16 protein-coding genes are annotated in these 17,710 nt (G+C 71.9%); 13 read left to right on the top strand and 3 right to left on the bottom strand.

Annotated elements, in window-relative coordinates; all coding sequences use genetic code 11:
• Positions 1-14 precede the first annotated feature (14 nt).
• The gene (locus tag ACFQQI_RS09630) at positions 15-1,352 is read left to right on the top strand and encodes an AI-2E family transporter (RefSeq protein WP_378561530.1); all 1,338 of its coding nucleotides are present in this window, start codon (positions 15-17) and stop codon (positions 1,350-1,352) included.
• Complete coding sequence (ilvA, locus tag ACFQQI_RS09625; RefSeq protein ID WP_378561527.1) at positions 1,345-2,559, top strand: threonine ammonia-lyase; 1,215 nt, start codon at positions 1,345-1,347, stop codon at positions 2,557-2,559. Before ACFQQI_RS09630 ends, ilvA begins: the two co-directional genes overlap by 8 nt.
• Before the next feature lie 93 nt (positions 2,560-2,652).
• Here ilvA and greA read toward each other — a convergent pair whose 3' ends face one another.
• Together greA and ACFQQI_RS09615 are read right to left on the bottom strand one after the other, a co-directional pair.
• Complete coding sequence (gene greA, locus ACFQQI_RS09620; protein WP_378561524.1) at positions 2,653-3,162, bottom strand: transcription elongation factor GreA; 510 nt, start codon at positions 3,160-3,162, stop codon at positions 2,653-2,655.
• Positions 3,163-3,349: 187 nt separating this feature from the next.
• The gene (locus ACFQQI_RS09615; protein WP_378561521.1) at positions 3,350-3,748 is read right to left on the bottom strand and encodes a DUF4307 domain-containing protein; all 399 of its coding nucleotides are present in this window, start codon (positions 3,746-3,748) and stop codon (positions 3,350-3,352) included.
• 122 nt (positions 3,749-3,870) lie between these two features.
• Here ACFQQI_RS09615 and mca point away from each other — a divergent pair, with 122 nt between their 5' ends.
• The 11 genes from mca (at position 3,871) to araA (ending at position 15,915) form a co-directional block, all read left to right on the top strand.
• Positions 3,871-4,722 carry a mycothiol conjugate amidase Mca gene (gene mca, locus ACFQQI_RS09610; protein ID WP_378562297.1) on the top strand — a complete coding sequence of 284 codons (852 nt, stop codon included), beginning with the start codon at positions 3,871-3,873 and terminating at the stop codon, positions 4,720-4,722.
• Positions 4,723-4,734: 12 nt separating this feature from the next.
• Complete coding sequence (locus tag ACFQQI_RS09605) at positions 4,735-5,034, top strand: hypothetical protein (RefSeq protein WP_378561518.1); 300 nt, start codon at positions 4,735-4,737, stop codon at positions 5,032-5,034.
• Positions 5,035-5,062: 28 nt separating this feature from the next.
• Positions 5,063-6,085, top strand: a complete 1,023-nt coding sequence (locus ACFQQI_RS09600) for a LacI family DNA-binding transcriptional regulator (protein ID WP_378561515.1) — start codon at positions 5,063-5,065, stop codon at positions 6,083-6,085.
• Between the two features lie 181 nt (positions 6,086-6,266).
• Complete coding sequence (locus tag ACFQQI_RS09595) at positions 6,267-7,268, top strand: ABC transporter substrate-binding protein (protein WP_378561512.1); 1,002 nt, start codon at positions 6,267-6,269, stop codon at positions 7,266-7,268.
• Between the two features lie 121 nt (positions 7,269-7,389).
• Complete coding sequence (locus tag ACFQQI_RS09590; RefSeq protein WP_378561509.1) at positions 7,390-8,979, top strand: sugar ABC transporter ATP-binding protein; 1,590 nt, start codon at positions 7,390-7,392, stop codon at positions 8,977-8,979.
• Entirely contained in the window at positions 8,972-10,018 is a 1,047-nt protein-coding gene (locus ACFQQI_RS09585) for an ABC transporter permease (RefSeq protein WP_378561506.1), read from the top strand. The genes ACFQQI_RS09590 and ACFQQI_RS09585 overlap by 8 nt, the downstream gene beginning before the upstream one ends.
• A complete protein-coding gene (gene yjfF / locus ACFQQI_RS09580; RefSeq protein WP_378561504.1) occupies positions 10,015-11,019 on the top strand; it encodes a galactofuranose ABC transporter, permease protein YjfF in 1,005 nt (334 codons plus the stop codon). The genes ACFQQI_RS09585 and yjfF overlap by 4 nt, the downstream gene beginning before the upstream one ends.
• Entirely contained in the window at positions 11,016-12,044 is a 1,029-nt protein-coding gene (locus tag ACFQQI_RS09575) for a LacI family DNA-binding transcriptional regulator (protein ID WP_378561502.1), read from the top strand. Before yjfF ends, ACFQQI_RS09575 begins: the two co-directional genes overlap by 4 nt.
• Positions 12,041-13,717, top strand: coding sequence for a ribulokinase (gene araB / locus ACFQQI_RS09570; protein ID WP_378561500.1), 1,677 nt, complete (start codon positions 12,041-12,043; stop codon positions 13,715-13,717). Before ACFQQI_RS09575 ends, araB begins: the two co-directional genes overlap by 4 nt.
• Positions 13,714-14,391 (top strand): L-ribulose-5-phosphate 4-epimerase, encoded by a 678-nt coding sequence (locus ACFQQI_RS09565; protein ID WP_378561498.1) that lies wholly within the window; start codon positions 13,714-13,716, stop codon positions 14,389-14,391. The genes araB and ACFQQI_RS09565 overlap by 4 nt, the downstream gene beginning before the upstream one ends.
• A 24-nt stretch (positions 14,392-14,415) precedes the next feature.
• A complete protein-coding gene (gene araA / locus ACFQQI_RS09560; RefSeq protein WP_378561495.1) occupies positions 14,416-15,915 on the top strand; it encodes an L-arabinose isomerase in 1,500 nt (499 codons plus the stop codon).
• Positions 15,916-16,024: 109 nt separating this feature from the next.
• Here the strand turns inward: araA and ACFQQI_RS09555 are convergent, their stop codons facing one another.
• A complete protein-coding gene (locus ACFQQI_RS09555) occupies positions 16,025-17,659 on the bottom strand; it encodes an acetyl-CoA acetyltransferase (protein WP_378561492.1) in 1,635 nt (544 codons plus the stop codon).
• Positions 17,660-17,710: the final 51 nt, after the last annotated feature.

Raw genomic sequence — 17,710 nt, 5'->3', positions numbered from 1 at the left:
GATAGGTTGTCGCCGTGAGCAACGACGCTGACGAGCCCGACGACGCCGGTCGCCGCCGGCTCCCGCTGATCAACCTGCGCCACCGCACCGAGGAGGAGCAGCCCGACGGCGAGGAGGGCATCGCCGCCCGCCTGGCCCACCAGTTCGCGCTGCGGCGGGAGGAGCGGCAGGCCCAGCTCGAGATGCCGGTGGCGATCGCGACGACACCGGGCTTCCCCCATGCCCAGGTGCCCAAGGGCGTCGACCTCGCCGCGGCCTGGGCGTGGCGCTTCCTGGTGATCGTCGCGGCGGCCGGAGTCCTGTTCCTCGGCATCGGCTACCTGTCGGTCGTCGTGCTCCCGGTCGTGATCGCCGTGCTGATCACCGCGCTCGTCATCCCGATGGTCGACGCCATGGTCCGCCTCGGGCTGCCGCGCGGGCTGTCGGCGCTCGCCGTGGTCATCGCCGGTATCGCCCTCGTCGGCCTGCTCCTCAGCCTCGCGGGACAACAGATCGCGAACGGCGCCAACGACCTCGCCGACCAGACCGTCGCGGGCCTCGACGAGATCCGGACGTGGCTCAAGGACGGGCCGCTGAACGCCAGCGACTCCCAGATCAACGACTACATCGCCCGCGCCCAGGAGGCGATCACCGAGCAGTCGCAGGACGGCGAGATCGTCGGCCGGATCAGCGAGGTGGGCACCGCGGTCGGCCACGTCTTCGCGGGCTTCTTCATCGTGCTGTTCTCGACGTACTTCTTCCTCGCCGACGGCGAGCGGATCTGGGCCTGGCTGGTCCGGCTCTCCCCGCGCGCGGCCCGCGCCCGCGTCGACAGCTCGGGCCGGGTCGCGTGGATCTCGCTGACCCAGTTCGTCCGGGCGACCGTGATCGTCGCGCTCGTCGACGCGATCGGCATCGCGGTCGGCGCCGCGATCCTCGGCGTGCCGTTCGTGCTGGCGATCGGCGTCCTGGTCTTCCTCGGCGCCTTCATCCCGCTGGTCGGTGCGACGGTCGCCGGCGCCGTCGCGGTGCTCGTGGCGCTGGTCGCCAACGGACCGATCACGGCGCTGCTGATGCTGGCGATCATCATCGGCGTCCAGCAGCTCGAGGCGCACGTGCTCCAGCCGTTCCTGATGGGCCGGTGGGTCTCGGTGCACCCGCTCGCGGTGATCCTCGCCATCGCGACCGGCGTGCTCGTCGCGGGCATCGCCGGGGCGCTGGTCGCCGTACCCATCGCCGCCGCGCTCAACGCCGTCGTCCAGCACCTCGCCGCCAACACCGATCCGGGGGACGATCCGGTCGAGGAGCTCGACGAGGACTACGAGGAGACGGGCGAGACCGTGGACGTGCCCGAGGAGGCTCGCGATGAGTGAGGTCGAGAGCGTCGGCCTGGAGGACATCCGCGCGGCCAGGAAGGTGCTGGCCGGGGTCGCGATCGAGACCCCGATGGAGGAGTCGCGCTGGCTCTCCGCGCTCGCCGGCGGCCCGGTGTCCCTCAAGTGCGAGAACCTCCAGCGCACCGGCTCGTTCAAGGCCCGCGGCGCCTACGTGCGCATCTCGCGGCTCTCCGCCGAGGAGCGCGCGCACGGCGTGGTCGCCGCCTCGGCCGGCAACCACGCGCAGGGCGTCGCGCTCGCCGCCCAGCTGCTCGGCATCAAGGCCACGGTTTTCATGCCGGAGGGCGCGCCGATCCCCAAGGAGAAGGCCACCCGGGGGTACGGCGCCGACGTCGTCTTCCACGGCCGCTACCTCGAGGACGCGCTGGCCGAGGCGCAGGCCTTCGCCGAGCGCACCGGGGCGGTGCTGATCCACCCCTTCGACCACGTGGACATCGTCGCCGGCCAGGGCACGGCCGGCCTGGAGATCCTCGAGCAGTGCCCCGAGGTCGAGACCGTGCTCGTGCCGACCGGCGGCGGTGGGCTGCTCGCCGGCATCGCGCTGGCGGTCAAGGCACTGAAGCCCGGCGTCCGGGTCGTGGGCGTGCAGGCCGCGGGCGCCGCGGCGTACCCCGGCTCCCTGGAGCACGGCGCCCCGGTGCCGCTGGAGTCGATGAGCACGATGGCAGACGGCATCGCCGTCGGCCGGCCGGGCGACATCACGTTCGCGTGCGTGCGCGACCACGTCGACGAGATCGTCACCGTGAGCGAGGACGCCCTGGCCCGGGCCGTGCTGGCGACGCTCGAGCGCGCGAAGCTCCTCGTCGAGCCGGCCGGCGCCGCCGCAGTCGCTGCGCTGCTCGAGCACCCGACGGCCTTCCGTACGCCGGCCGTGGCGGTGCTCTCCGGCGGCAACGTCGACCCGCTGCTGCTCGGCAAGGTGATCCGGCACGGCATGGCCGCCGGCGGGCGCTACCTCAACCTGCGCGTGCTGATCCCCGACGTACCGGGTGGCCTCGCGCAGCTGCTCGGTGAGGTCAGCGCCGTCGGCGCCAACGTGCTCGAGGTCGCCCACGAGCGGATCTCGCCGACGCTGCACGTCGACGAGGTCGAGGTGCGCCTGCAGCTCGAGACCCGCGGCGCCCCACACACCGAGCAGCTGCTCAGCCGGCTGCGCGAGCACGGCTACCGCGTCTACGAATAGGCAACCAACAGGGCGGTGACCACGGAGGTCACCGCCCTGCTTCAGCTCACTGGGTCTCGACACGCGCCGTCGGGTCCGCTGGCGCGTCTCCGCTCAGCTGGTGAAGGGCACCGCGTCGACGATCACGACCTCGAGGGTCTTGCCGTTGGGTGCCTCGTAGGCGACGGTGTCGCCCTTGTTGGCGCCGATGATGGCCGCGCCGAGCGGGGACTGGGGGGAGTAGACCTTGAGCCCGCCGGCGACGTCCTCCATCTCGCGGGCGCCGAGGAGGAAGGTCTCGGTCTCGTCGTCGTCATCGCCGACGAACTTGTAGGTGACCTTCATGCCGGGCTCGACGACGCCGTCGTCCGCGGGGGTCTCGCCGACCTCGGCGCGACGGAGCATGTCCTCGAGCTGGCGGATGCGGCCCTCGAGCTTGCCCTGCTCCTCGCGAGCGGCGTGGTAGCCACCGTTCTCCTTGAGATCACCCTCGTCGCGGGCGGCGCTGATGCGGGCGATGACCTCCTGGCGCATCGGACCCTTGAGGTCCTCCAGCTCCTGGGTGAGCTTGTCGAAGGCGTCCTGGGTGAGCCAGATCTTGCCCTGCTCTGCTGCCTGCGTCATCGGGTAACTCCTGCTTGCTTCGAGGTACGACGGATCCGGGTCCGCCATTCGTCGGTGCTGCCCCGCATGCCGCCAAACGGCATTGCGCGACTGCGCCTGGCCGTTCGGACGACGGCCCAGCGGGGAGCGTCAGAAATTCGAGTCTAACAACCGACGGTTCGCCGCGCAGGCCGACCGGTGACGTGGGTCACCGTGGCCGCTTCTGGTCCGCCGTGGTGCAGCCGAGCAGCTCGACGGAGGTCGCGCGCCGCTCGGTGCGCACGTCGTGCTCGCTCGTCCCGTCCTCCGGGGTGAACACCAGCTCGCCGACCACGCTGTGGTCCTCCGCGAACGCGCGCAGCGTGCACGACGCCTCGACGTCGTCGTCGGCGAGCCGCACCTCGACGGTCGCGGTCGCGCGGTGCTCGTCGACCACGTCGTAGCCGACCAGGTCCGACCGCACGTCGGGAGTCGACTGCTCCCAGATCGTCCAGCCGAGCCAGCCGAGGAACGCCGCGGACAGGAGCACGGCGATCCCGACGACCAGCTGTCGCCGACGGGGCGACGGCGCGCCGTACCGGTCGGTGAGGTCGGTCGGCACGATCACCCGCAGATGGTCCCATTGAGGGGGTGACACTCGCCCACCGGCCCGCTCGCGACGGCCGGTGTGCGCGCGGCACCCCCTACGATTGCCCGGTGACTCAGCGCCCCCGAGCCGGTTTCCGGCTGATGCACGTCCACGCCCACCCCGACGACGAGTCGAGCAAGGGTGCGGCGAGCACGGCGATGTACGTCGCGCAGGGCGTCGACGTCCACGTGGCCACCTGCACCGGCGGCGAGCGTGGCTCGATCCTCAACCCGAAGATGGACCGGCCCGACATCCTCGAGAACATCACCGAGATCCGCCGCCAGGAGATGGAGCGGGCCCGCGACATCCTCGGCGTCCGGCAGGACTGGCTCGGCTTCGTCGACTCCGGGTGGCCGGAGGGCGACCCGAAGCCGCCGCTGCCCGAGGGCTGCTTCGGGCTGGTGCCGCTGGAGGAGGCGACGGCGCCGCTGGTGCGGCTGATCCGCGAGTTCCGGCCGCACGTGATGACGACGTACGACGAGCGCGGCGGCTACCCGCACCCCGACCACATCAAGTGCCACGAGATCAGCGTCGAGGCGTTCCACGCCGCCGCCGACCCCGAGCGCTACCCGGACCTGGGTGAGCCCTGGGCGGTCTCCAAGCTCTACTACCACCACTCGTTCAACCGGCCGAAGATGATCGCCCTTCACGAGGCGATGCTCGAGCACGGCCTGGAGTCGCCGTACACCGAGCGGCTGGAGGAGTGGAAGCCCGAGCCGGAGTGGGACGCCCGGATCACCACCCGCGTGCCGTGCGCCGAGTACTTCGGCGTCCGCGACCAGGCGCTGCTGGCGCACGCGACCCAGATCGACCCCGACGGCTTCTGGTTCGCGATCCCGCGCGAGCTCCAGGCCGAGGTCTGGCCGACCGAGGACTACGAGCTCGTGGAGAGCCGCGTCACCACGCAGAACCCCGAGGACGACCTCTTCGCCGGCATCACCGACCCCTCCTGAGAGACTGGTCCCATGCAGGTGCTGACCGCCGTCCCGCAGCTGGTCTCGTTCGTCGTCGCCGCCACCGACCCGGCGCCGAAGGACGAGGACGTGACAGCCGGATGGCTTGCGTTCGCCATCTTCATCGGCCTGATCCTCGCCGTGGCCTTCTTGGGCTTCAGCCTGGTCAAGCAGCTGCGCAAGGCGGACGCCGCCGAGGAGGCCGGCCTCTACGACCCGTCGGACAAGAAGCCGAGGCCGCAGCTCACCCAGCAGGCCGAGACCGAGGCCGAGCCCGAGCGCAAGGACGACACCGCCGACAACGGCTCCTGAGGCAGCCGCCGCGTCCTACGATGCGAGCATGCCGGAGGGACGAGTGCAGGACCGGCCGCCGAGCATGGCGGACGTCGCGGCGCTCGCCGGTGTCTCGCACCAGACCGTCTCACGGGTCCTGAACGACGCGTCGCTCGTCAAGCCCGAGACCCGGGAGCGGGTGCTCGAAGCGATCCGGCAGCTGGGCTACCGCCGCAACTCGGCGGCGCGCTCGCTCGCCACCCGCCGGTCGGGCCGGATCGGGATGGTCTCCGCGCACCTCTCGCTGCACGGCCCCACGATGATCAGTGCGGCGGTGCACGGTGCCGCGAACCGGCTCGGGTACGACGTCTCGATGTCGGCGCTCGACGAGATCTCGCCGGAGTCATTGCAGCAGGCCGTCGACCGGCTGCTCGACCAGTCCGTCGAGGCGCTCGTCGTCGCGGTCGCCAACCGCGCCGCGCTCGCAACGACGCGGGCCCTGCACCTGCCGATCCCGGTCGTGATCGCCCAGGGCGTCGAGCGGGGGGAGCCGCTGGCCGCGGGCGTCGACCAGGAGCACGGAGCGGTGATCGCGGTGCGGCACCTGCTCGACCTCGGCCACACCTCGGTCGCCCACGTGACCGGGCCGCTGGAGTGGGTCGAGGGCGGGGAGCGCCGCGCCGGCTGGCAGGCGGCCCACCTCGAGCGCGGGCTCGTGCCCGGTCCGGCGGAGGTCGGCGACTGGACCGCGGAGAGCGGCTACCGCGCCGGCCTGGCGCTCGCCGAGAACCCCGCTGTCACGGCGGTGTTCGCAGCCAACGACGCCATGGCGCTCGGGGTGCTGCGGGCGCTGCACGAGCGTGGCCGTGACGTGCCCGGCGAGATCAGCGTGGTCGGGTTCGACGACGTCCCGGAGGCGGCGTACTTCTGGCCGGCGCTGACCACGGTCAACCAGGCCTTCTCGGTGCTCGGCACCCGCGCGCTCGAGCTCGCGGTGCGGGCGATCGAGGGCGAGGAGGCGCCGACCGCCGACCTGGTCGAGCCGACCCTGGTCGTCCGCCGCTCGACCGGCCGACCCCGTCAGGTGTGACCGTTCACATCGGCCGCTGAGGCGCTCCGGCACGCTTGGATCGTGCCAATCGGCGCTGTGCCAAGTGAGCGCTCACATTTTGTGGACGAACCCCTTGACGGCTCCGAATGTTAGCGCTCACACTCAGGGCTCAGTGACACCGGTCACAGGGCGGAGAGCCCGACGATGCGGAGGAAAGCAAGTGCTGAAGAAGACCCTGATCGCGGCGAGCGCGATCTCACTGAGCGCGTTCGCGTTCACCGCCTGCGGCAGTGACGAGTCCAGCGCCGGCACCGACAGCGGCTCGGGTGACGACACGATCACGATGGGCTTCGCCCAGGTCGGTGCCGAGAGCGGCTGGCGGACCGCCAACACGAAGTCGATCCAGGAGTCGGCCGAGGAGGCCGGCATCGACCTGAAGTTCAACGACGCCCAGGGCAAGCAGGAGAACCAGATCCAGGCGATCCGCTCCTACATCCAGCAGAAGGTCGACATCATCGCCTTCAGCCCCGTCGTGGAGACCGGCTGGGACGCGGTGCTCCAGGAGGCGAAGGCCGCCAACATCCCGGTGATCCTGACGGACCGGGCGGTCGACTCCGAGGACACCTCCCTCTACAAGACGTTCCTCGGCTCCGACTTCGTCGTCGAGGGCGAGAAGGCGGGCCAGTGGCTGGTCGACAACGCCGCCGACTCGGACGTCAACGGCGACGGCACGATCAACGTGGTCCAGCTCGAGGGCACCACCGGAGCCGCGCCCGCGATCGACCGTGCCGAGGGCTTCGCCGAGGTGGTCAAGGCCGAGCCGTCGATCGAGGTGACCGCCACCCAGACCGGCGACTTCACCCGCGACGGTGGCAAGCAGGTCATGGAGTCGTTCCTCCAGTCCGACGACACCATCGACGTCGTCTACGCCCACAACGACGACATGGGCCTGGGCGCCATCGAGGCCATCGAGGCCGCCGGCCTCACGCCCGGCAAGGACATCAAGATCATCACCGTCGACGCCGTCCACGACGGCATGCAGGCCCTCGCCGACGGCAAGATCAACTTCATCGTCGAGTGCAGCCCGCTCCTCGGCCCCCAGCTGATGGACCTCGCCGAGCAGGTCCTGGCCGGCGAGGAGGTCGAGCCGCGGATCCTCACCGAGGAGACGACGTTCACGCAGGAGCAGGCCAAGGAAGCGCTGCCGGACCGGCAGTACTGATCACCGGCACTGATCACCGGCCACAGCCAGCGCATCGGCGCCGGGTCCGACCCTCGACCTCAGGTCGGACCCGGCGCCGCAGCGTCGCCGCCCTCGTCCCGGGCGCGATGAGAGGAGCGAGATGACCCAGATGGACGTGCAGCCCGACCCCGGCCCGGTGGCCGCGCCGGACGCCGCCGCACCAGTGATCGAGATGCGTGACATCTCGATCGCGTTCGGCGCCGTCCGGGCGCTCGACGGGGTGGGCCTGCGGCTCTTCCCGGGCGAGGTGCACGCCCTGATGGGCGAGAACGGCGCCGGCAAGTCGACGCTGATCAAGGCGCTCACCGGCGTCTACAGCATCGACTCGGGCACGGTCCTGGTCCGCGGTGAGGAGCACGTCTTCACCTCGCCCGCGGCGTCGCAGGCGGCCGGGATCAGCACGGTCTACCAGGAGGTGAACCTGCTCCCCAACCTCACGGTCGCCGAGAACATGCTGCTCGGCCGCGAGCCGCGGCGCTTCGGCGGCATCAACGTCCGCGCGATGAACCGCCGGGCCCGCGAGCGGCTGGAGAGCCTGGGCATCGACATCGACCCCACCTCCGACCTCGGTGAGCACCCGATCGCGATCCAGCAGCTGGTCGCCATCGCCCGTGCCGTCGACGTCGAGGCGCAGGTGCTGATCCTCGACGAGCCCACCTCCAGCCTCGACGCCGACGAGGTGGCGAAGCTCTTCCAGGTGATGCGCCGACTGCGCGACCAGGGCGTCGCGATCGTCTTCGTCTCGCACTTCCTCGACCAGGTCTACGAGGTCGCCGACCGGATGACCATCCTGCGCAACGGCCGGCTGGTGGAGGAGCGGATGGTCGCCGAGACCAGCCAGCTCGAGCTGGTGCGACTGATGATCGGCCGCGAGCTCGAGGTGCTCGACCGGATCGACCGCGAGGTCTCGGCCACGAGCGCGGACGAGTCCGGCACCCCGGTGCTCAAGGCCGTCGGCCTCGGGCGCAAGGGCTCGCTGGAGGCGACCGACCTCGAGCTCTACGAGGGCGAGGTCATCGGCCTCGCGGGCCTGCTGGGCTCGGGTCGCACCGAGCTGGCCCGGCTGCTCTTCGGGGCCGACACCGCCGACACCGGCGAGGTCGCGATCGGCTCACACCGCCGCAAGCTGCGCAGCCCGCGGCACGCCATCGACCGCAACGTCGCCTTCTCGAGCGAGGACCGCAAGGCCGAGGGCGTCGTCGGTGACCTGACGGTCGCCGACAACATGCTCCTCGCGCTCCAGGCCTCCCGCGGCTGGCTGCGCCCGATCCCCCAGGCGACCCGGACCCGGCTCGTGCAGGAGTACGTCGACAAGCTCGACATCCGCCCGCCCGACCCGACGACGCTGATGCGCAACCTCAGCGGCGGCAACCAGCAGAAGGTGCTGCTCGCCCGGTGGCTGATCACCCAGCCGGAGATCCTGATCCTCGACGAGCCCACCCGCGGCATCGACATCGGCGCCAAGGCCCAGATCCAGCAGGTGGTGGCCGACCTCGCCAGGCAGGGGATGGCGATCGTCTTCATCTCCGCCGAGCTCGAGGAGGTGCTCCGCCTCTCCGACCGGCTCGTGGTGATGCGCGACCGCCGCAAGATCGACGAGCGGCCCAACCACGACGTCAGTGTCAGCGACGTCCTCGAGACCATCGCGGGCGAGGCCCGCGCCGAGCAGGAGGAGGGCCGCAGTGCCTGAGACCACCACCCTCGCCCAGCGGGTCCTGCGCCACCAGCTCCTGTGGCCGGCGCTCGCCCTGCTCGTGCTGCTGGTCGTCAACGTCATCGCCGAGCCGGGGTTCGCCAAGATCCGCATGCAGGACGGGCACCTCTACGGCAACCTCGTCGACATCGTGCGCAACAGCGCGCCCGTGCTGCTGGTCGCCCTGGGCATGACGCTGGTCATCGCCACCCGCGGCATCGACCTCTCCGTAGGCGCGATCGCCGCGATCTCGGCCGGCGTCGCCTGCACCCGGATCGTCGGCGCCGGCAACGAGGGCGCGACCACCACCGCCATCATGGCCTGCACCTACGCGCTCGCCGTCTGCCTCGTGCTCGGCGCGTGGAACGGCTTCCTGGTCTCGGTCGTCGGCATCCAGCCGATCATCGCGACGCTGATCCTGATGGTCGCCGGCCGCGGCATCTCGATGGCCATCACCGACGGCCAGATCACCACGGTGAACAACGACTGGTTCAGCGACCTCGCCTCGGGCTACGTGCTCACGCTGCCGCTGGCCTTCATCATCGCCCTCGGCGTGTTCGCCCTCACCGCGCTTCTGACGCGGCGCACCGCGCTCGGCATGCTGATCGAGGCCGTCGGGATCAACCCGGAGGCGAGCCGGCTGGCCGGCGTCCGGTCGCGCACGATCATCTGGACCGTCTACGCCTTCTCGGGTCTCTGCGCCGGCATCGCCGGCCTCGTCATCGCGGCGAACACCAACTCCGTCAACGCCAACAGCCTCGGCCTCTGGATCGAGCTCGACGCGATCCTCGCCGTCGTCATCGGCGGTACGTCGCTCGCCGGCGGGCGCTTCTCCCTGACCGGCACGCTCATCGGTGCGCTGTTCATCGCGACCCTGGCCCGCACGATCCCCAACATCGGCATCCCCTCGAACCTCAACTACCTCTTCAAGGCCGTGGTCGTCATCGCCGTCTGCCTCCTCCAGTCGCCGCAGGTCCGCGCCCTCTTCCGGGTCCGCAGGCCAGCCCCCGTGCTCGCGAAGGGGTCCGCCGCATGAGCGCCACCACCGTCCCCGCGTCGGCCTCGACGTGGGACCGCGTACGGCGCTACTCGCCGCCGTCGCGCTTCCTGCCGGTGATCGCGACGTTCGCCCTCTTCGTCGGGTTGTTCTCGATCGGCGGCATGCGCTACGAGGGCTTCTCCGACCCGCAGGTCCTGCTCAGCCTGCTCATCGACAACGCCTTCCTGATCGTGCTCGCCGTCGGCATGACGTTCGTGATCCTCACCGGCGGCATCGACCTCTCGGTCGGCTCGGTGGTCGCGCTGTCCACGATGATCGCGGCGAGGACCCTGGAGCTGGGCTGGCCGGCGTACCTCTCCATGGCGGCGGTGCTGATCACCGGCACCCTGCTCGGGCTGTTGATGGGGCTGCTCATCCACTACTTCGACATCCAGCCCTTCATCGCCACCCTGGCCGGGCTGTTCCTGGCCCGCGGACTGACCTACCTGATCAGCGTCGAGTCCATCTCGATCAACGACCCGACGTTCACGGAGCTGGCCTTCCGGACCGTCAACTTCGGCGACTACTACCTGCGGTGGACCGCGATCATCGCGCTGGCGACGGTGGCGATCGCGGCGTACGTGCTGGCCCGGACCCGGTTCGGCCGCACGGTCTACGCGATCGGCGGCAACGAGAGCTCGGCGATGCTGATGGGCCTGCGCGTCGCGTTCACGAAGGTCGGCGTCTACGTCATCAGCGGCTTCTGCGCCTCGCTCGGCGGGCTGCTCTTCTCCTTCTACATCCTGTCGGGCAACAGCCTGCACGCCATCGGCACCGAGCTGGACGCCATCGCCGCGGTGGTCATCGGCGGCACTCTGCTGACCGGTGGTCGCGGGTACGTCGTGGGGTCGCTGCTCGGCGTGCTCGTGCTGGGCCTGATCCGGGTGCTCATCTCCTTCGACGGCACCCTGAGCTCCTACTGGATCCGCATCATCACCGGGGTCCTGCTGCTCGTCTTCGTCGTCGTCCAGCGGTTCGTCACCCGGCGGCAGCCATGACGACCTCGCTCCCCGCCCGTCCCGGGAAGGTGCCGGTGATGGCCGACGTCGCGCGGCTCGCCGGCGTCTCCCACCAGACGGTGTCCCGGGTGATCAACGGGCAGGAGAACCTCCGCCCCGAGACCCGTGAGCGGGTGGAGCGCGCGATCCGCCAGCTCGGCTACCGGCCCAACAAGGCCGCGCGGGCGCTGGTCACCAAGCGATCGGCGACCGTCGGCGTCATCGGGTCGCGCGCCGGCTTCTGGGGGCCGAGCACCGTGCACCGGACGATCCAGTCGGCCGGCCGCGACGCCGGCTACTTCGTCAGCTCGGTCAACCTGCCGACGATGACCCGGGCGGAGGTCGTCGACGCGATCGACCACCTGCACGACCAGCGGGTCGAGGGCATCGTGCTCATCGCCGCCAACGACGAGGCGCTGGAGGTCGCGCGGGCGCAGGAGGTCCGCGGCGTACCGATCGTCGTCGTCGAGGGTGACGAGGCGACCACCCGGCTCACCGTCGGCGTCGACCAGGTGCACGGCGCCGAGCTCGCCACGCGCCACCTCATCGACCTCGGGCACACCGAGATCCTGCATCTCGCCGGCCCGCTGCCGTGGACCGAGGCGCGGGCCCGGCTCCAGGGCTGGCAGCGGGCGATGCACGCCGCCCACCTCCGGCCGCAGCCGTGCGTCGCCGGCGACTGGACCGCCGCCAGCGGCTACGAGGCCGGCGTCGCGATCGCGCGACGTACGGACGTCACGGCCGTCTTCGCCGCCAACGACCAGATGGCGCTGGGGCTGCTCCGCGCGCTGGCCGAGGCGGGCCGCTCGGTGCCCGGCGACGTGAGCGTCGTCGGCTTCGACGACATCCCGGAGGCGGCGTACCTGATCCCGCCCCTCACCACCGTCCGGCAGGACTTCGCCGCGGTCGGCACCCGCGCGATCGAGATCCTCCAGGCCGCCATCGCCGGGGACCGGCCGCTGCCGGAGCGCCTCATCGATCCCGACCTGGTGGTGCGGGCCAGCACGAGCGAGAGGACCCGATGAGCACCGAGCAGTATGTCGTCGGCGTCGACTTCGGCACCCTGTCCGGCCGCGCGGTCGTCGTGCGCGCCGCGGACGGCGCCGAGGTCGGCACGGCCACGCACGCCTACCCGCACGCGGTGCTCGAGGACGCGCTGCCCGACGGCACGCCGCTCGCCCCGGACTGGGCGCTCCAGGTGCCCGAGGACTACCGCGAGGTGCTGCGCACCGCCGTGCCGGCCGCGGTCGCGGCCGCCGGGATCGACCCGGCGCAGGTCATCGGCATCGGCACCGACTTCACCGCCTGCACGATGGTGCCGACCCTCGCCGACGGCACGCCGCTCTCGGAGCTCCCCGGGCTGGCGGACCGCCCGCACGCCTACGTGAAGCTGTGGAAGCACCACGCCGCCCAGCCGCAGGCCGACCGGATCAACCGGCTCGCCGCCGACCGGGAGGAGTCGTGGCTGCCGCGGTACGGCGGGCTGATCTCCTCGGAGTGGGAGTTCGCCAAGGGGCTCCAGCTCTTCGAGGAGGACCGCGACCTCTACGACCGCACCGAGCGCTGGGTCGAGGCGGCCGACTGGATCGTGTGGCAGCTCTGCGGCCGCTACGTGCGCAACGCGTGCACCGCCGGCTACAAGGGCATCCTGCAGGACGGGCGCTACCCGGACCCGGCCTTCCTCGAGGAGCTCGCGCCCGGCTTCGGCGGCTTCGTCGCCGACAAGCTCGAACACCTGATCGGCCAGCTCGGCGACGTCGCCGGCACGCTCACCGCCGAGGCGGCCGAGTGGACTGGGCTCCCGGTCGGCATCGCCGTTGCCGTCGGCAACGTCGATGCCCACGTCACCGCGCCCGCCGCGCAGGCCGTCGGGCCCGGCCAGATGGTCGCGATCATGGGCACCTCGACCTGCCACATCATGAGCGCCGACGTGCTGCGCGAGTTGCCCGGCATGTGCGGCGTCGTCGACGGCGGCGTGGTCGCGGGCTCGTGGGGCTACGAGGCCGGGCAGAGCGGGGTCGGCGACATCTTCGGCTGGTTCACCGAGACCTCGGTGCCAGCGTCGTACGCCGAGCGCGCGGCCGCGAACGGCCAGACGCTGCACGAGCTGCTCACCGACCTCGCCGCCGCGCAGGAGGTCGGGGAGCACGGCCTGGTCGCCCTCGACTGGCACAGCGGCAACCGCTCCGTGCTGGTCGACCACGAGCTCTCGGGTCTCGTCGTCGGCCAGACGCTCGCCACCCGGCCCGAGGACGTCTACCGGGCGCTGCTCGAGGCCACGGCGTACGGGACCCGGGTGATCGTGGAGACCTTCCGCGACAGCGGCGTGCCCGTCGAGGAGTTCGTCGTCGCGGGTGGGCTGGCGAAGAACCCGCTGCTGATGCAGGTCTACGCCGACGTCACCCGGCTGCCGCTGTCGGTGATCGGCTCGGAGCAGGGGCCGGCGCTCGGCTCCGCCATCCACGCCGCCGTCGCGGCCGGCGCCTACCCCGACGTCACCACGGCCGCGAAGAGCATGGGCAAGGTCGAGCGCGACGCCTACCTGCCCGACGAGGACCGGGCCCGGGTCTACGACGAGCTCTTCGAGGAGTACCTCGCGCTCCACGACCACTTCGGCCGGCACACCCGCACGATGCGACGGCTCAAGGGCATCCGGCGCGCGGCGGTCGCCCGGCGCCGCGCGGGAGGTGCCGGATGACCGCGGTCGCCGATGTGCGCGACGCGATCGCGGCGATCCGCCGCGACGTCGCGGCGCTGCACGCCGAGCTCGTGCGCTACCAGCTCGTCGTGTGGACCGCCGGCAACGTCTCGGCGCGCGTGCCCGGCCAGGACCTGATGGTGATCAAGCCCAGTGGCGTCTCGTACGACGACCTGACGCCCGACAACATGGTCGTCTGCGACCTCCGCGGCCGGGTCGTGGACGGCGAGCACGCACCGTCCTCCGACACCGACGCCCAGGCCTACGTCTACCGGCACCTGCCGCACGTCGGCGGAGTCGTGCACACGCACTCGACGTACGCCACCGCCTGGGCGGCGCGCGGCGAGCCGATCCCGTGCGTGCTGACGATGATCGCCGACGAGTTCGGCGGCGCGGTCCCGGTCGGGCCGTTCGCGATCATCGGCGACGACTCCATCGGGCGCGGCATCGTCGAGACGCTGGCCGAGAGCCGGTCGCCGGCCGTGCTCATGCAGAACCACGGCGTCTTCTCGGTCGGGCCGACCGCCCGGGCGGCGGTCAAGGCCGCCGTGATGTGCGAGGACGTCGCACGCACCGTCCACGTCTCCCGCCAGCTCGGCGCGCCGATGCCGATCGCACCCGGCGACGTCGACCGACTCTTCGACCGCTACCAGAACGTCTACGGCCAGCGCTGAGGCGCCGGTCCACGAAGGAGTGACATGACGACCACGCCGACGCCCGAGGTCTGGTTCCTCACCGGGAGCCAGGGCATGTACGGGCCGGAGACGCTCGCCCAGGTGGCCGAGCAGTCCCAGCAGGTCGCCCGCGAGCTCGGTTCGAGCATGCCGCTCGATGTGGTCTGGAAGCCGGTGCTCCTCGACGCCGCGGCGATCCACCGGCAGATGCTCGACGCCAACAGCGCGCCGCAGTGCGTCGGCGTGATCACGTGGATGCACACGTTCTCGCCGGCGAAGATGTGGATCGCGGGCCTCGACGCGCTCCAGAAGCCGCTGCTGCACCTGCACACGCAGGCGGGCATGGAGCTGCCCTGGTCGACGATCGACATGGACTTCATGAACCTCAACCAGGCCGCGCACGGCGACCGCGAGCACGGCTACATCCAGACCCGGCTGGGCGTCGCGCGCAAGACCGTCGCCGGCCACGTGCGCTCGCCGGAGGTCGCACGGCGTACGGCGCTGTGGGCGCGCGCGGCCATGGGGCGCCACGAGCTGCGCAGCCTGAGGCTGGTGCGGTTCGGTGACAACATGCGTGAGGTCGCCGTCACCGAGGGCGACAAGGTCGAGGCCCAGCGGCGATTCGGCGTGGCCGTCAACACCCACGGCGTCAACGACCTCGTCGCGGTGGTCGACCAGGTGGCCGACGCCGACGTCGACAAGCTCGTGACGGAGTACGCCGACAGCTACACCGTCGCCCCCGAGCTGCTGCGCGGCGGCGACCGGCACGAGTCGCTGCGCTACGGGGCGCGCATCGAACTGGGGCTGCGGGCGTTCCTCGCCGACGGCGGGTACGCCGCGTTCACGACGAACTTCGAGGACCTCGGCGGCCTGCGCCAGCTGCCCGGGTTGGCGGTGCAGCGGCTGATGGCGGACGGCGTCGGGTTCGGCGGCGAGGGCGACTGGAAGACGTCGGTGCTGCTGCGGGCGGCCAAGGTGATGGAGGGGGACGAGCCGGGCGGCAGCTCCTTCATGGAGGACTACACGTACCACCTGGTGCCGGGGGCGGAGAAGGTGCTCGGCGCCCACATGCTCGAGGTCTGCCCGTCGATCGCGGCGGCCCGGCCGACGCTGGAGATCCACCCGCTGTCGATCGGCGGGCGGGAGGACCCGGTGCGGCTGCGGTTCACGGCGGCGCCGGGCGAGGCGGTCGTCGCCGGTCTCTCCGACCTCGGCGACCGGCTGCGGTTGACCCTCAACGAGATCGACGTCGTCGAGCCCGATGAAGAGCTGCCGAGGCTGCCCGTCGCCTGCGCCGTCTGGGAGCCGCGCCCGTCGCTGTCGGTCTCCGCGGAGGCCTGGCTGATGGCCGGGGCGCCGCACCACACCGTGCTGTCGAAGGCGGTCGGCCGCGAGGTCTGGGAGGACTTCGCCGAGATGACCGGCGTCGAGGCGCTGGTCATCGACGCGGACACGACGACGCGCCGGTTCCAGCAGGAGCTGCGCTGGAGCGCGGCGTACCGGCGCCTCGCCGAGGGCCTCTGACCCCCGACAACCGCGGTCGGAGGCGGTCAGCGACTCCGATAGTCCGGCACGATCTGGCCGCCCGCTCGCGCGGAACGACGGCCAGAACGTGCCGGACTATCGCAACGGGTCAGAGGACGGCCTCGAACTCCGCGGCCAACCGCTCGTGCTCGGCCCAGTCGGGCTCGGCGTCGCGGGGACGCAGCTCGTCCATCCGCTCCTGCGTCGTCGCGACCCGGTTGGCGTAGGGGAAGGCGCGGGCGTAGATCCGCTGACCGACGGGCTCCGGGCCGGCGAGCACGTCGAACATGCCGGCGTCCTCGCTCACCGGCTTCGCGAGGAAGCGCTCGCCGGTCTCCTCCAGCCGCCCGATGACCACCCCGCTGCGCCGGTCGCCGCGGCCGAAGCGCACGGCGTACGCCTCCACCGTGGCCCAGCCCTCCGGCCGCGCCGCGAAGGGCGCGGTCGGCCACGACTCGATCTCGCCCTGGAGCTCTTCGCTGCGATCGGTGCGCCAGGGCGTCGGTGCCGCGGAGTAGATGCCGACGGAGTACTTCGAGAGCATCCCGCCGTTGGCGCCGACGAGGCCGACGGCGTCGCGGTCCGCCCGGCAGCGCTCGACCGTCTCCGCGATCGCGTGCATCGAGTAGTTGTTGCCGGGGCCGCCGAAGAACGGCAGGCCGCCGGTGAGCGTGAAGCCGCGCGGGTCGTCGGCGGCGAGGCCCAGGCCGTCGAGGATGCTGGAGACCGCGACCGGGAAGCAGGAGTAGAGGTCGAGGAAGTCGACGTCGTCGAGGCCGAGGCCCGCGACCTCGAGCGCGTGCTCCACGGCCAGCACGCCGGCGGGGTAGCGGCTCAGGTCCTGGCGGTCGAGGAGGTCGCGCTCCCGCAGGTCGGCGTGCCCGTGCAGGAACACCCACCTCTCCTCGGGTACGCCGAGCCGCCGCGCCGCGTCGACCGACATCAGCAACACGGCAGCGCCCTGGTTGACCTGGTCGCGGGCGACCAGGAAGCGCGGGTAGGGGTCGGTGATCGGCCGGTTGCGCTCGGTCGGGGTCACGAGCTCCTGCGCGGTGCGCTCGGTCGGCGCCGCCGCCAGCGGGTGAGCGGCGGCCACTCGGGTGAACGGCGCGAACAGCTCGCCCATCCCGGCGGCATACTCCTCGCGGCTGAGGCCGAGCCGGGCGCGTCGCGCGGCCTCGAACAGCGAGTACTGCAGCGCGGCGTCGGTCAGCCCGTGGATGACCGTCTGCCAGGTGACCAGGCCGCGCAGCCCGGCGCCGCGGTCCTCGAGCGTTCCGCCGACCTCCTCGGTGAAGTCGGGGCGGTCGTCGCGCTCGGCGAGGTGACGCGTGGTCGAGATCGCCTCGGACCCGGCGAGCAGCACGACCTCGCGCGCCCCGGTGGCGATGTCGCCGGCCATCTCGGTGACCAGCCGTTGCGGGCCCTGCCCGCCCGCGACCTCGAGGATCGCGTGCTTCGGGTCGGCGCCGATGCGCCGGGCGACGGCGCGCGGGAAGTTGTCGGCGCGGCCGAGCGGCGCCTCCGCGATCGGCGTGGACGTCTCGAACTGGCGGATGCCGGCGATCGTGTCGACGTGCTCGGCGAGTGCCGAGGCACCCGCGTCGGCCAGGGCGTACGACGCAGCGCGCCCCGCGAGGTCGGCCGCCGAGAGCCCCTCGTAGCCGGGGTCGTCGATGCGCTCGGCGCACTGGCCGACGCCCACGAGCACCGGTGTCCACGGGTGGAGGTCGCTGCTGCGCATGGCCCGACCGTACGCGGCCGCACATGGCCGGCGAACCGTGCCCGAATGATG

Origin of the sequence: Nocardioides sp. GCM10030259 (assembly GCF_042666375.1) — a bacterium.
GTDB lineage: Bacteria > Actinomycetota > Actinomycetes > Propionibacteriales > Nocardioidaceae > Nocardioides.
Note: the sequence above shows the minus strand (reverse complement) of the source record. Positions and strands in the feature narration are given on the sequence as shown.